We start from the raw sequence: 14238 nt of genomic DNA, 5'->3' as shown, positions 1-14238 counted from the left end.
CTCCTTACCCTTATGATATAACTAATTCTTTTTTAAAAAAACACTTCTTAACAGTTACAGAAACAGCTAAAAATGCTAAGCACAATACTGCGCAAGTGATATATCCCATATCTCCATGATATATTTTTGGAAGAAACACAGCAATAGAATTGTTTATAATGTGTGCCAATATTGTCGGAATTATTGAGTTATACCTATATGCAAAATAAGCAAATATCATTCCCATAGGGATCGCATAAATACCCTGTATCGGATTAAGATGCATAATACCAAATGCAATACCACTTAACACCATGCATCCTATAAGCCCAAATTCCTTCTTTGCATTCTTCACAAGCAGCCCTCTAAAAACAAGTTCCTCCGCTATAGGCCCCAACAGGGCAGTTGCGATAACACCAAATATATTGCCATCAACAAGAACTGAATCCATAACTGATTTAAACTTTTGGCCCGCTTCCGGAATAGCAGCCGATATAAATTGAGATATTATATTCGCCAAAAAGAATCCGGCAACAGTAAGTGTGATGATAAAAACAAGATCTTTGAAGTTTAAAATCTTCTTTAATCCCGATTCGTACACACCTTCATTTTTATCTTTTTTTACATACTTATTGAAATACCAGATTCCAAATACAATAATACACACTATCTCAGATACCAGCAAAGATATCGGGATAAGACTCTGTACATCTAAGCTTTTCCCCATAAATACTGTTACAAATGAAACAGCAGCACTTCCAAAAAAAGCTGCAACAAACTGAGTTACAAGCATAAGCACAATTAAAACAGCCGCAAATAAGATTGTTTTAATCTTGGGTTTAAGTGATTTATCCATAGCTTCCTCCGTCTTTAATTTTTTGTTAGATATCACTCTTTGTTATGAAGTAATTATATACAGCAAATGCTTAAAAATATACATCCTATGCAGCATATAAAAACCTTCTATTTCTCTTTTTTGACAAAATAAAACATTTTTGACAGACATTCCCGCGGCTAGTAGACTATACAATATATTATCAACTTTAATATACGGAGTAAAAAATGGCATTTGACGGTATAACCATAGCAAATATAACTAAAGATATGAGCGATCTTCTGACCGGAGGAAGGGTCTACAAGATTGCTCAAACAGAGAGTGACGAACTTCTCATCACGGTCAAGCTTTCCTACGAAAACACTGACAAATACGGAATAAAGCAGGCTAAGATGATCATGTCGGCCGACGCTTCTCTTCCGCTCATCTATATGACAGACGAAACGAAGCCATCACCCATGACTGCGCCGAATTTCTGCATGCTTTTAAGAAAACACATCCAGAACGGCCGCATCATTTCTGTAACTCAGCCCGGGCTTGAGCGAATTATCCGCTTTGAGATTGAGCACCTGGATGAAATGGGTGATCTTAGGCACAAAGTCCTCCTCATCGAGATCATGGGCAAATACAGCAATATCATCTTTACCGACGAGGACAATGTGATAATCGACAGTATCAAGCACATTCCCGCATCGGTCAGCTCAGTAAGAGAAGTTCTTCCGGGCCGCGAGTATTTCGTTCCTTCGCAGGATAAGATGAACCCTCTTTCGACAAGTGCAGACGAATTCTCAGCAGTTGTTCTGAGTAAGGGTGCACCTGTATTCAAGGCGATTTATCAAGGCTACACAGGTCTTTCGCCCGTTATTTCTCAGGAGATTTGTAAAAGAGCAAACATCGATTCCGACAAGTCCGCGATAGCGCTCGACACATCCGAATCCATAGCGCTTTACAGAGCTTTTTCCGAGATCGTTGATATGGTAAAAAACGGCGAATTTACGCCCGAGATCATCTATGAAGGAAACTCGCCCAAAGAGTACTCTTCCATCCCGCTTACCATGTACAAGGACGCACCGGGATTTTCCGCAGTTACCCAGAACAGTATCTCTGAGCTTATCAGCAAGTACTATGCAGAAAAGAACGTCGTCACAAGAATCAGACAAAAGTCTGTCGACCTCAGAAAAATCGTTCAGACTGCACTTGAAAGAAACGTCCGTAAGTACGACCTTCAGACCAAGCAAATGCTCGACTGCGACAAAAAGGACAAGTACAGAATTTACGGCGAACTCCTTACAGTTTACGGCTACAGCGCGGAGCCGGGCGCCGATAAGATTACTGTCAATGATTACAACACGGGAAAAGACATAACGATCACACTTGACCCGACTCTGACTCCAAGCCAGAATGCCAAGAAGTATTTTGATAAATATACGAAACTTAAGAGAACCGCTGAAGCTCTTGAAGAGCAGCTAAAAGAATCAAAAGAAGCGATTGAGCAGCTTGAATCAATAGAGAGTGCTCTTGAAATTGCAGAAAAAGAAGCAGATCTTGCCCAGATAAGGCAAGAACTCCACGAGAGCGGCTACATAAAATCAGGCTTTGGAAAGAGCGGCCGCAAAGAAAAGATAACAAGCAAGCCCTTCCACTATCAGTCTAGCGACGGCTTTGATATCTATGTCGGAAAAAATAATATCCAGAACGATGAACTTACCTTCAAGACCGCCAACGGCGGAGACTGGTGGTTTCACGCAAAGAAGATACCGGGATCTCACGTTGTCCTCATAACAAAAGGCAAAGAAGTTCCCGACAGAACATTCGAGGAAGCTGCTGCCCTTGCAGCCTACTACTCAAAAGGAAAAGTTCAGGAGAAGGTCGAGATTGACTATTTAAAGCGCAAAGACGTAAAGAAACCAAACGGCTCAAAACCCGGCTTCGTAGTTTATTACACCAACTATTCGCTTTCGATCTCACCGGATATATCCGCTCTTAAACTTATAAGTGATTAAAGAAATAAGCACCTAAAGGCAGCCTTTTTTCAGTTCTATTCCTCGAAAAAGGCTGCCTTTCTATTATTCTTTACATATCATCACATCTTACCGTCTGTCATGTATCTCAGATCCTGAATCAGGTTAATATCACGACCGCCTGTCAAAGCGACTGCTTCGCGCATGATGCGAATGCCTTCATCCTTCTGTCCGAGTCTGAACAAAGCAAGTGCACGACCGCCCATGGCGTAAGTATTATTGCTGTCCATCTCGAGCGCCTTATTATTTGCTTCAAGGCAGGATTCATAGTTTCCGCACATGAATTCGCTGTAGCCTATTGCGCTATATACATCTGCATTCTCGGGATCCAGCTCTTTTGTCCGTTTAAGAGCAAAAGATGCTTCCTGATAATCCCCCTGCTGTATAAGCGAATCTGCCAGTCTGCGTAATGCAGCGGCATTGTCGCACTTGGAATACTTTGTTTCTTTTTTCTTGAGAGAAAGATTGTATGCGCAATACTCGTTCTCCTCGTATATACTGCCCTTCATTGTAAGCCTTGTATTCGGACAGCCTCCGAGGCACTTTGAGCCATAGACACAGGTCTTGCATGAGCCGGAAAGTTTTTCTTTTGTCAGCTGGCGCCTCCATAAGAATGCATTTTCATCTTCCCATATCTCACGCAGTTTTCTCATACGGATATTCCCTTCAATAAACTCTTTTGAGCGAATTGAAGTACATCCCAAAATATCTCCGTTATGCAATATTCCAAAGCCGCGAACCCCCGCATTGCAGCCATCCCACAAAGAATGTCTGTCAAAGCCGAAAGATATACGCCTTGTTTCAAGATCTTTTTTCGAATAATAACCGATACAATCGGCGGGGTATATTCGAATTCTTCCCTCTTTTGCCGTGTTGTAGCAAAAATCGATGACATCATTGACCTGTTTCGGCTCAAGCACCCAGTCAGGGCGTTCCTTAAGATTTCCCATGGGCAGACCAAGCTGTACCTGCCATGTCTTAACTCCCATGCCGATTAATTCTTCTTTAAGATCCGAAAGGATATCTATATTTTTCTTAGTTATGGTTGTGACAGCGCCGGTCTCTATCCCAAGTTCCGTCATTGCATGAAATGCATTACGGGCGTGTTCAAAAGCTCCTTCTTTTCTTACACTGTCATGTATCTCCGGTGTACCATCAATACTTATTGCAACTGTAGATATCCCACTGTCTTTGAGTCTTTTTGCCATATCTGTATCAAGAAGCCAGCCGTTGGTAATGATATTTACCTTAACTCCGTTACCGGAAAGTCTTTTCACCAGATCCGGTGTATCCTTTCTTGTAAGCGGCTCTCCTCCTGACAAGGTTATCCATCTCAGCCCAAGCTCCGCGATCTGATCGCATAGGTCAAGAGCTTCCATTGTGCTAAGTTCTCCCGGGAGCGCGCCCGCGCAAGACGAGCCGCAATGGCCGCAACGCATGTTGCATCCCATCGTAACCTCCCAGACTGCTGTAACCGGTTTATATTCAATATGTGCCATTTCTTTTTTCTTAACCTCCAAACCGCCGATGGGCATTATGTATTCAATTTGTTAGCAGAAATAACCATATTTCATCATTGCATTCTGCGCATTGCAGTTATATCCGTAAGCAACCGCTGAATTCTGAATATTGCACGGATAACCATATTTAAGCGTTGCATCCTGTGCGCCGCAAGGATATCCATATTTAAGTACCGGTGTATCTCCGCATGGATAACCATACTTGAGTACCGGAGCGTCTCCGCAAGGGTATCCATATTTAAGTGCAGGTGTGTCTCCGCATGGATAGCCATACTTAAGAACCGGTTCTCCGCATGGATAGCCGTATTTAACGCCGGTTGCCACATCTTCCGCTCCACACGGATATCCATACTTAAGCGTTGCATCTTCTACTCCGCAAGGATATCCGTACTTCATAAGTGTTGCATCCTGTGTACCGCAAGGGTATCCGTATTTTACAGCAGTCGCATCATTTGCACCGCATGTATAGCCATACTTCACATTGGTGTTAGTTGCATCCTGTATCCCACACGGATATCCATATTTAAGTGTAGGAGTATCGGCTGCATCGCACGCATATCCGTACTTAAGAAGCGGATCCTGTGCTCCGAGCACATATCCGTAAGGAATTGCAGCATTGCTGATACTTCTTAGCATTGCATCATTATTCTCGCTATATTTAGCGAATTCATCTGAATCACTGGGAACAACTGAGATTGAAACATTATGTTTCTGATCTGTTGCAGACAAGTTAGTGAAATTCATCATTGTAAATTCAATTTCAGCTTTCTTATCTGTTTCAGAAACAGCAACGAACCAGAACTTCTGAATAATAGGCGCAACCGTGTTAGGTGACTGAACCTTTTCCGTTTCGATATTTAACAATACTACGCCTTTCGGTAGACCTGTCAGGCACCATCCGTATGCTGTAGAACCAAGCATTGACTGAAGCCCAACCGAGAATGATTTTCCCTGAAATACTACCATTTCGTTTGCCATAAGAACCCCCTTCCATCTAGTTGGAATTTTTAGTTGACGTTGCCGGCGTCTTGCCTTGACGCTTTAAAAAGGCAACGTATTACACCAGTAAATACCTATACTTAAAATTATGGGGGATGCTCTTTTTTATGTCAATAAAAAGTCGGGATATAGACAACTTTATTGGTCTACATCCCGACAACACTCACAGCACCGGATACTTCTCTATACCGTATTTTAGATAGCGCATGATTCTAAGCTCATCTACCGCATCTGTCAACGCATTGTGAAACTCCTCATATCCTTCTTCTCCAAACATATGAAGAATATTCTCGACTCTGTAGCCACTCTTTAAACGTCCGGTCGAGCAACATGGTGCTTCAGGCGGAATCTTAGGATTATGCTGCTTATAAGCTGCGAGCTTTAATATATCATGCCAGCTATACTCTCTTAGCTCCGGTAACACTCTGGCATCGAACGATGCATTATATGCGAATATCGATTTTATGCCAAAAGAATTCAGATAATCCTTTATGACTTTAACAGCGCTTATGCGATCCAGCATCTGCGGAGTCTTTCCCTTGATATTAAGCGCGTATGAGTACATTCCGCCAACTTTGGCAGCTTCCTCAATGATAATGTATGTATTGTCCAAAGCCACAAAATGCTCATCTTCCGCAATTACTATCCCCACTGACATTACAACATTCTTCCAGTTTGTTTCCGTGTCTATTACCGCAAATCTTTCAGCCATTATAATTTGTCCAATCCTTATATGAAAAATCCTCATGGCATCTTAACAACGTCATAAGGATTTTTATTATCTTAGTTATAATAATTTGATTTTCTCAAGCGCCTTAACCAGGCTTCTTCCCTTGGGGAACTTGAGGATATCCTCTCTTGCTGCGCCTCCGATCTTTATTAGTACGGCAAAGTAAACAAATATTGCAACTAATATTGATACTCCCGCACACAAAAGATTAAGCCAGTACTCTCCTGCAATAATTCCGCCCAAAAGTGCTGACAGTACTGCATATAAGAAATACGCCACAATTCCCATAACAGAAGCCGCAATGGCCGGTAATACATAAGTCTTCTTAATATCTATCGGTACAACGATATGTTTTTTCATAGAAATATTATTAAGAATACACATAAGGAGTGAATAAACAATAGTTACAATACAAAGCGCTTCACCTATCAAATCAGTAAAAGAAAGCAACAGAACAAGCATAACACCTTGAATCACAAGAGCTATAGCCGCATTGACAACAGGTGCCTTTAACTTACCTGTTCCTTGAAGTACAGCATTTGTAACAGTTGAAACAGAATAAAAAATAACAGTTATAGCCAAAAACGCTAAGTAAAATGATGCTATACCAAGCGAATCCTTCTGTGGAAATAATATCATCATTACAGGTCTGGCAAGAGCAAAAAGTCCAACACCACAAGGGATAGAAATCATCATCATTACTCTCATAACTCCCGCAACAGTCTCTGCTGCATCTTTTTTGTCGCCTTTTGCGAACGCTGTAGATATTTCAGGTATCATTGCAGAGGCAGCGGCTGCTGAAAATGCAATAGGAATATTGGTTATAACCATAGCCTTTCTTGTAAATATGCCATAATACCATTTTATGCCATATGCACCGGTAATTTTCATTTCCCTTACATATCTAAGCACACGACTGAAGATTGAAAAATTAAGAAATCCGGAAAGATTATAAATGCATGTACTTAAAATGAATGGTGTAACTATTGAAACGATAAGCTTAATAGCATCGCTGTTGGAAATTTCTCTTCCTTTATCACTATCAATTTTGCTTTTTATCTTATCTCTTTTAACAAAATAGACAACGCACATAAAAATAAGCGCAGTTATTACTCCCGAACCTGTGCCGAGCGAACTTCCTATAGCTCCGTAAACAGCCTTCTTTGAAGCTTTTTCTCCTGCAATGATCATTGTTTCATCACCAGCAAGTTTAGTAAGCCAAAGCGCACCAAATACACTTATTACAGCATTCAATATCTGTTCAAGAAGCTGAGAAATTGATGTAGGCGTCATCGTTCTGTGTGCCTGAAAATATCCTCTAAGCACACCCAAGAAGCCAAAAAGAAATACCGTTGGTGCAAAGAAACGAAGAACCAATGCCGTTCCCGCATCATCAGCAAATAAATCCGCTCCCATGAACAAAGCAAGACTTCCAATTCCACCAACAATAGCAACATAAATAAGCGCACACTTAAAAATTCTGTGTGCACTTCTATATTCTTCCAGTGCCAACTTTCCAGCTATTATCTTAGATATAGCAGATGGAATGCTAAACGCAGAAATCATAAGAACTATAGTATATGCCTGAAAAGCACCACTATAATAGCCATTACCTTCGTCACCGATAATTGCAGCAAGAGGACTGTTATATAAAAGACCTATTATTCTCGATATTATGCCGGCAATTGCCAATATGCCCGCCTGCTTAAATAAATTTTTCTTTGAATCTTCACTCATAACTATAAATCATGGCCTGAGCCAATCGTACATCTCCTGATATTTTTCCGCTGAAACCTTCCAAGAGAAATCAACAGCCATTGCACGGTCGATCATCTTGTTCCACTCGCGCTTTCCGTCGTAGAACACGCTCTCCGCTTCACGAATCGTGGCAAGCATCTCATGGGCGTTGTAATTAAGGAAACCAAAACCTGTACCCGTTCCCTCGAATTTATTGTAAGGCTCGACCGTATCAATAAGTCCGCCTGTCTGTCTTACAATGGGAATGGTTCCGTATCTGAGAGCCATGAGCTGTGAAAGTCCGCAGGGCTCAAAAAGTGACGGCATAAGGAATGCATCACAGGCCGCATAGATTTTGTGAGACATCGGCTCTGAATAGTAAATATTCGCAGAAACCTTGTCATCATACTTCCAGTCAAAATGACGGAACGAATTCTCATACTGCTCATCTCCCGTTCCCAGAACAACGAGCTCAACCGCATCCTGGCAGAGTTCGTCAAGAACGCAGTTAATAAGATCAAAGCCCTTCTGGTCGGTAAGTCTTGAAACGATACCGATCATCATGCACTTTTCATCCGCTTTAAGTCCGAGCTCTTTTTGAAGCTCTTTCTTGTTCTTATACTTCTCTTTGCGGAAATTGATCGAATTATATCTGTATGGAATAAATTCATCCGTCTCGGGATTGAATTCATCATAGTCTATTCCGTTTACAATGCCGCGAAGATCTCCTGCGCGTGCCCTTAAAAGCCCGTCAAGATTCTCGCCGTAGAACTCCGTCTTGATTTCTTCGGCATACGCATTACTAACCGTAGTGATGGCATCGGAATAAACAATACCGCCTTTAAGAAGATCGGCGTCCTTAAAGAGTCCGAGCTTATCGGGAGTGAAATAATAATCGGGAAGGCCTGTAATATCACGAACCGTCTTAATGTCCCATTTCCCCTGGAACTTAAGATTATGGATCGTCATAACAGCCTTGATTCCCCTATAGAACTCACTTCCCTGAAATCTCTCTTTGAGATAAACGGGAACAAGCCCCGTCTGCCAGTCATGGCAATGAATAATATCCGGTCTGAAATCGATGACCGGAAGGATTGAGAGCGCAGCCTTCGAAAAGAATGCGTACTTCTCAATCTCAAAAACAGTGTCGTCACTGTAAGGTTTCATTCCGTTGAAATAAAACTCATTGTCGACAAAATAATATTTTATCCCGTCAACCTCTGACCTGAATATGCCCACATACTCATTCTTCCAATGGAAATCCATATAGAAGTTGGAGACATATTCCATCCTATCCTTCATCTGCTGGCTTATACACTTATAGAGCGGCAAAATAACGCGAACATCAAAGTATCGCCTGTCGATATTTTTGGGCAAAGAGCCAACAACATCGGCAAGTCCACCGGTCTTGATAAAAGGTACTCCTTCAGATGCAATAAACAGGATATTTTTCATCAGTCACCAATCTCCTCATACTTTGCAGATTGCATAGCAATAAGTTCTTTATCATCAAAATAATTGATTCTCATTGCACTCTTTACGTCCTCAAGAGTCTTGGCAGCGGTCTCTTTTGCAATCTCACTGCCCTTTCTGAGAACATCATAAACATATGGGATATCCTTCTGGAATTCTTTTCTCCTGTTGCGAATAGGCTCAAGCTCTGCCTGAAGTACATTGTTGAGGAACTTCTTAACCTTAACGTCGCCAAGTCCGCCTCTTGAATAGTGATCCTTGAGCTCCTGAAGATTGTTGTACTCAGGAAGGAACTCTGCAAAGTGCTCATCCTTGGCAAATGCATCAAGATAGATAAATACAGGATTTCCTTCAACCTGTCCGGGATCTTCCACTCTCAAATGATTGGGATCCGTAAACATGCTCATAACCTTCTTCTTAATAGAATCGGGCTCCTCGGAAAGATAAATGCAGTTTCCGAGCGACTTACTCATCTTTGCCTTTCCGTCTATACCGGGAAGACGCAGACATGCTGCATTATCGGGCAAAAGAATCTCAGGCTCAACCAAAGCTTCTCCGTATGTTGAATTAAACTTTCTTACAATCTCTTTGCACTGCTCGATCATAGGCTCCTGGTCTTCTCCAACAGGAACAACCGTTGCCTTGAACGCAGTAATATCAGCAGCCTGGCTGATAGGATATGTAAAGAATCCAACAGGAATACTTGTTCCGAAATTCCTCATCTGAAGTTCGGTCTTAACCGTAGGATTTCTCTGAAGTCTTGATACGGTAACGAGGTTCATGTAATAAAATGAAAGCTCTGTAAGCTCCGGTATCTGTGACTGGATGAAAAGATTTGACTTTGCGGGATCAAGTCCCACAGAAAGGTAATCCAGCGCAACCTCTATAATATTCTGACGTACTTTTTCCGGATTGTCGGCGTTATCTGTAAGTGCCTGAGCATCCGCTATCATAATAAAAATCTTGTCGAATTCGCCGGAGTTCTGAAGTTCAACTCTTCTTCTAAGTGATCCCACATAGTGTCCTACGTGAAGCTTACCTGTCGGGCGATCTCCGGTCAAAATAATCTTGCTCATCAGTGTATTTCTCCTAAACCTCTAATTATTTTTGGATAAAAAATATGATACTCTATTTTAACTTAAGTGACAATGCATATTGCTCCTGCGAAACCTTTACAAGAACATTCCTTGTGTCGGCCGTCGCGCCTAAAAGCCCGAATTCCTCAGAAAAAAGAGCTACTCCGAACCTTATCCTACCGTTGCAACGTCTTGCAACAGCTTCGTTTATCTTGGCCATTATGCTTGCCATTACTCTGTCTCGAAGGCCCCAGGTATTAAGAAGCGCCAAAATCTCATCACATGTGGTGCATCCCATAACCGTCCTAACCTGGCTTGATGTGCCTCCGACAATCGCCGTGTGTGCGGCAAAGATTTCTCTTCTTCCGTCAGATGCATATGAATTGGTATTCATGATACCGGCAGCCATTTTCACAAGCTTTCCCACATTTCCTACCAGAAGAAGATTTTCAACTCCCGCTTCGCATGCCGCATCTATGGCACTTCCTGGGAAATTGAAACAATTTATCGCAGTCTTAAGCGATACGTGTATTCCTTCATATATCTTGTCCGCACAGTAATCTCCGGGAGAAACAAGAATACTCTTAACTCCCATCTCGATCTGTTCACGGATCTGATTCTCAATAGAACCTGCAATATCCCTCTGATGAACGCTTGATATGGTTCCATAATTTCCCATGATACCGATACCGCCCATAAACGCGTTAAGCGCATTGTTCTGCTTTGCAGCTATCATCATTCCTTCGGGACAACTTACTGTTATTAAAAGAGGCTGTGCTCCATCCGAAATTTCGCACACACCCGCAACCGCATCAAAAATAAGCTTTCTTGCATCTTTTTCGATATTAGCCTGACCTTTTCTTGCAGGAAGGGCGTCGACAGACGCTATTCCGATACCATCGCCCGCATAAAGGAAAAGATTGCCGTATCTGACATCCATAAATGCCCTGCTGTCAACTTTTCTAAAATCGGTCACCTTCGAAACACTTACGTGTATATCAGCTTTTTCCCTGATATCAGGTGCCATGCCGCCTTCCATTACCGCATAGAAATGGGTCTCATTACGTGTGCATTTGTCAGCATCTTTATAAACCTCGATAGTTCTGGTATTCCCTTCATGCTGTATCGTCACATATTCATAGTCAAATTTAAACAAAAGACTCGCCGCTGCCGCTCTTGCCGCCGCTGCTGCGCAATCCCCCGTTGTCAACGGACTAATTATAAGTCCCGAATCTCTTGCATCAAACCTGTCCATATACACCTTCCTCACAAAAACTCTTAATCATCATTAATTATACATTATTTCGCTATATCATAAAGCAAATAATAATTTACAATATTCCGTATATTAATTATTTATTATTTCGACTTTCTTTATTTTAAATTTATAATTTGTCCATAATTTGTCCAAATTTTGAATTTACTATATATACTATCAGAAGAATAACTTCTGACTCCCCCAACAAAACTTTTTTCATACCGGGTCGATTGGCTCCCCACCGGTCGACCCCTCCTCCCAAAAATAAACCACCTTCTAACGAGGTGGTTTTCTTGTGTAGAGCACTTAACGAGGTATTGTCGAGTTTAGTGCGAACCACGCGAATTCACTTGGCAAGGTTCTTTCGCGCCTAGTGAATTTGCGTATCATTTTAAGCCGTCAGTTCTTTCTTCTCCTCAGCCTCTGAAGTTTCCTGTGCAAGCTGATCGCTCTTTCTGGGGCCTCTTAACCCGAAACTTCCGTTATATCTGAGTTCTTTCAACAACTTCTTGATATCCTTAAGTTCCTTGCTGATATCCTCAGCGCTTTTGCAGATAACTGTGGGAACACCGCTGGCACTGAATTCTGTCCTATATCCCGCATCCTTAAGCGCCTTAAATGCCTTGAGCTTATCTGTTGTACCTATCTGTTCAGGTTGCTTATCTTTAATAGCCATATATTGTGCCTTTCTAATTCTTTTAACACAATATACCATATTCCTTCGCCATTTTCAAAAGTATGTTCTCATAAACATACACAGTTACTTATTTTTTGTATATGCCTTGATAAAAAAGTCTTTATCTTTCTGGCAGTTCAATGATTTTCCGTCATCCGAAATATAATAACTCTTACCGCTCGCAGAATTACTGTTGTGGATATTTCCCGTAAGATTGTTCCACTCATCGTAGTTCTTTTCATAAGTAATATCGCCCGCAGTCTCGAACACAAGCTTGCCCGGAGTATGAGGCTTTATGAGGATAAAGAACTTGTCCCCTGCTTTAAGATTTATTTTTTCATCAAGATCGTATGTATGAAAACCTCCACTTACAGAAGAAATCTTCTGAGTAAAAACAGGCTTTCCGAGATCTTTTAAGCTAAGCTCATCATCACCCTCTGTAGGATTAAGATAAATGCTGACCTCGTACTGTCTGTATGAATCAATGCTCATAAGTCCGATCGCATCAAGCTCCTCATCGCCGATCGCAGTGTACAGTACACCGTAAGGATTGGAAGATTCAGTGTAGGCAGTTACCGTATTCTTGGTATCTTCAAGCGCACTGACCTCGTTTGTGATGAATCCGCCGACCTGATAATTGTTATCAAAATATCGTTCATCACCTTTAGCCTTTGCACTGTACGCAGCTGCGTTACTTACGGCAGCGGTCTCATCATAATATGACAGATAAAAGAATCCGTCGGAACCCGCTTTGTCTCCCCAGCTGTTCTTGCAAAGCCATGCACCGTTTTCCTTCGGACTTGAAGAAAAATTAGATGCGCTGTAATCATCGTCCCATCCTATTATAAGAACCTCGTGATTGGCTGTAGGAGGAAGTTCTCCGTTAAAGTGAGAATAAAGATTTCCGTGATTCTTGTTCCAGAACTTCTCGTCGGAATTAACTCCGATAGTTGCTCCGCCGTGTTCCATCACCATCTGCTTAATAAGCATGTTGTTGTCATAGTTTCCGCAAACCTGGCTTACATCCTGAACGTGAAACTCAGACGCATACGCTTCAGACGGCTTATCCTTATTATCATTAAAGATATATTTGCTTCCGTAAATACTCTTAAAAGAATCCGTTCCCTTATCAAAAACAGGTCCCTTCCACGCTGTAAGAAGGCTTATGCAATAGTTCGTAACTCCGCCCATGGCAATATAGCCCGTGTCGTTATCTACAACCCAAGCGCCCTCTTCATTCTCGTTATTCACAAGTTCCCTGTAATCATCATCAATATTTCCGCCATGAGAACCTGCAGCCTTGTGAACATTGTAATAAGCAAGATGTTTCTCGGACAGATCAAGATCCAAAGATTTATATTCAGGATAATGCTTTAAAATATCGCACTCAACAGCACCTGCAGAAGCAAAAGCCCAGCACAGATACGAATATCCCTGGTCTCTGACTCCCGTAACGTACGATTTCCCATCAACATTTCTGGAATCATACTTTGCAGGTATCTCTGCAAGTTTCGTTTCATCGGCATCACCGGCAAAAGAATCTGCATCGGTAGGCACAACATCTTTGTACTCAGCATCATTATAGAAAGCATCACGGTCGCCCGCATCTATAACAACAGCCTCGGAAATGGTCATTGTTCTGACCTCATCAACATTATCGGAAACAGGACTGTTTGACACATCACCAACAAGTGTCTCCGCAGGCTTCTGTGTAGCATCCGGACCTTTGGTTGCTCCAAACTGCGCATCCGGATCGCCGCCTACAAGCAAAAGATCTTCATCACCTCCGCCTGAAACTGCCGCGCCGTCTCTTCTTGACGCATTCTCTGTCTTGGGTGCGCCTTTTTTAACGAAGACAACAGCCAAAACCGAAACAAGTACTACTGCTATGATTACCGCAAATGCGATTTTTTTCTTTTTCACTACTTTAAACC

The 14238-nt window shown here is 41.9% G+C and carries 11 protein-coding genes; 1 reads left to right on the top strand and 10 read right to left on the bottom strand.

The window, feature by feature from the left end:
* Positions 1–10 precede the first annotated feature (10 nt).
* Positions 11–835 carry a CPBP family intramembrane glutamic endopeptidase gene (locus DL92_RS19965; protein WP_026666670.1) on the bottom strand — a complete coding sequence of 275 codons (825 nt, stop codon included), beginning with the start codon at positions 833–835 and terminating at the stop codon, positions 11–13.
* Positions 836–1041: 206 nt separating this feature from the next.
* Between DL92_RS19965 and DL92_RS0101250 the strand changes: the two genes are divergently transcribed.
* Complete coding sequence (locus DL92_RS0101250; protein ID WP_026666669.1) at positions 1042–2817, top strand: Rqc2 family fibronectin-binding protein; 1776 nt, start codon at positions 1042–1044, stop codon at positions 2815–2817.
* An 80-nt stretch (positions 2818–2897) separates the two neighbouring features.
* Here DL92_RS0101250 and DL92_RS17890 read toward each other — a convergent pair whose 3' ends face one another.
* From DL92_RS17890 to DL92_RS0101200, 9 genes are all read right to left on the bottom strand, one after another.
* Positions 2898–4334: a radical SAM/SPASM domain-containing protein gene (locus tag DL92_RS17890; protein ID WP_081816803.1), complete on the bottom strand. Its 1437-nt coding sequence runs from the start codon at positions 4332–4334 to the stop codon at positions 2898–2900.
* Positions 4335–4385: 51 nt separating this feature from the next.
* On the bottom strand, positions 4386–5333 hold the full coding sequence (locus DL92_RS0101240) for a hypothetical protein (RefSeq protein WP_026666668.1): 948 nt from the start codon (positions 5331–5333) through the stop codon (positions 4386–4388).
* A 184-nt stretch (positions 5334–5517) separates the two neighbouring features.
* Positions 5518–6066 (bottom strand): 3'-5' exonuclease family protein, encoded by a 549-nt coding sequence (locus DL92_RS17885; RefSeq protein ID WP_034468249.1) that lies wholly within the window; start codon positions 6064–6066, stop codon positions 5518–5520.
* 75 nt (positions 6067–6141) lie between these two features.
* Positions 6142–7821 carry a putative polysaccharide biosynthesis protein gene (locus DL92_RS0101230; protein WP_026666667.1) on the bottom strand — a complete coding sequence of 560 codons (1680 nt, stop codon included), beginning with the start codon at positions 7819–7821 and terminating at the stop codon, positions 6142–6144.
* Between the two features lie 9 nt (positions 7822–7830).
* Positions 7831–9276 (bottom strand): glycogen synthase GlgA, encoded by a 1446-nt coding sequence (gene glgA / locus DL92_RS0101225; protein ID WP_026655082.1) that lies wholly within the window; start codon positions 9274–9276, stop codon positions 7831–7833.
* Positions 9276–10370, bottom strand: coding sequence for a tryptophan--tRNA ligase (trpS, locus tag DL92_RS0101220; protein ID WP_026655083.1), 1095 nt, complete (start codon positions 10368–10370; stop codon positions 9276–9278). The genes glgA and trpS overlap by 1 nt, the downstream gene beginning before the upstream one ends.
* Positions 10371–10422: 52 nt before the next feature.
* Positions 10423–11625 carry a cobalt-precorrin-5B (C(1))-methyltransferase gene (locus DL92_RS0101215; protein ID WP_026666666.1) on the bottom strand — a complete coding sequence of 401 codons (1203 nt, stop codon included), beginning with the start codon at positions 11623–11625 and terminating at the stop codon, positions 10423–10425.
* Positions 11626–12019: 394 nt separating this feature from the next.
* On the bottom strand, positions 12020–12304 hold the full coding sequence (locus DL92_RS0101205) for a hypothetical protein (protein WP_155833750.1): 285 nt from the start codon (positions 12302–12304) through the stop codon (positions 12020–12022).
* An 84-nt stretch (positions 12305–12388) separates the two neighbouring features.
* Complete coding sequence (locus tag DL92_RS0101200) at positions 12389–14227, bottom strand: C1 family peptidase (protein ID WP_026666664.1); 1839 nt, start codon at positions 14225–14227, stop codon at positions 12389–12391.
* Between the last annotated feature and the right edge of the window lie 11 nt (positions 14228–14238).

The organism is Butyrivibrio sp. AE2005 (assembly GCF_000686965.1).
GTDB lineage: Bacteria > Bacillota > Clostridia > Lachnospirales > Lachnospiraceae > Butyrivibrio > Butyrivibrio hungatei_A.
The sequence above is the reverse complement of the archived record's forward strand: the minus strand, read 5'-3'. Positions and strand labels throughout refer to the sequence as shown.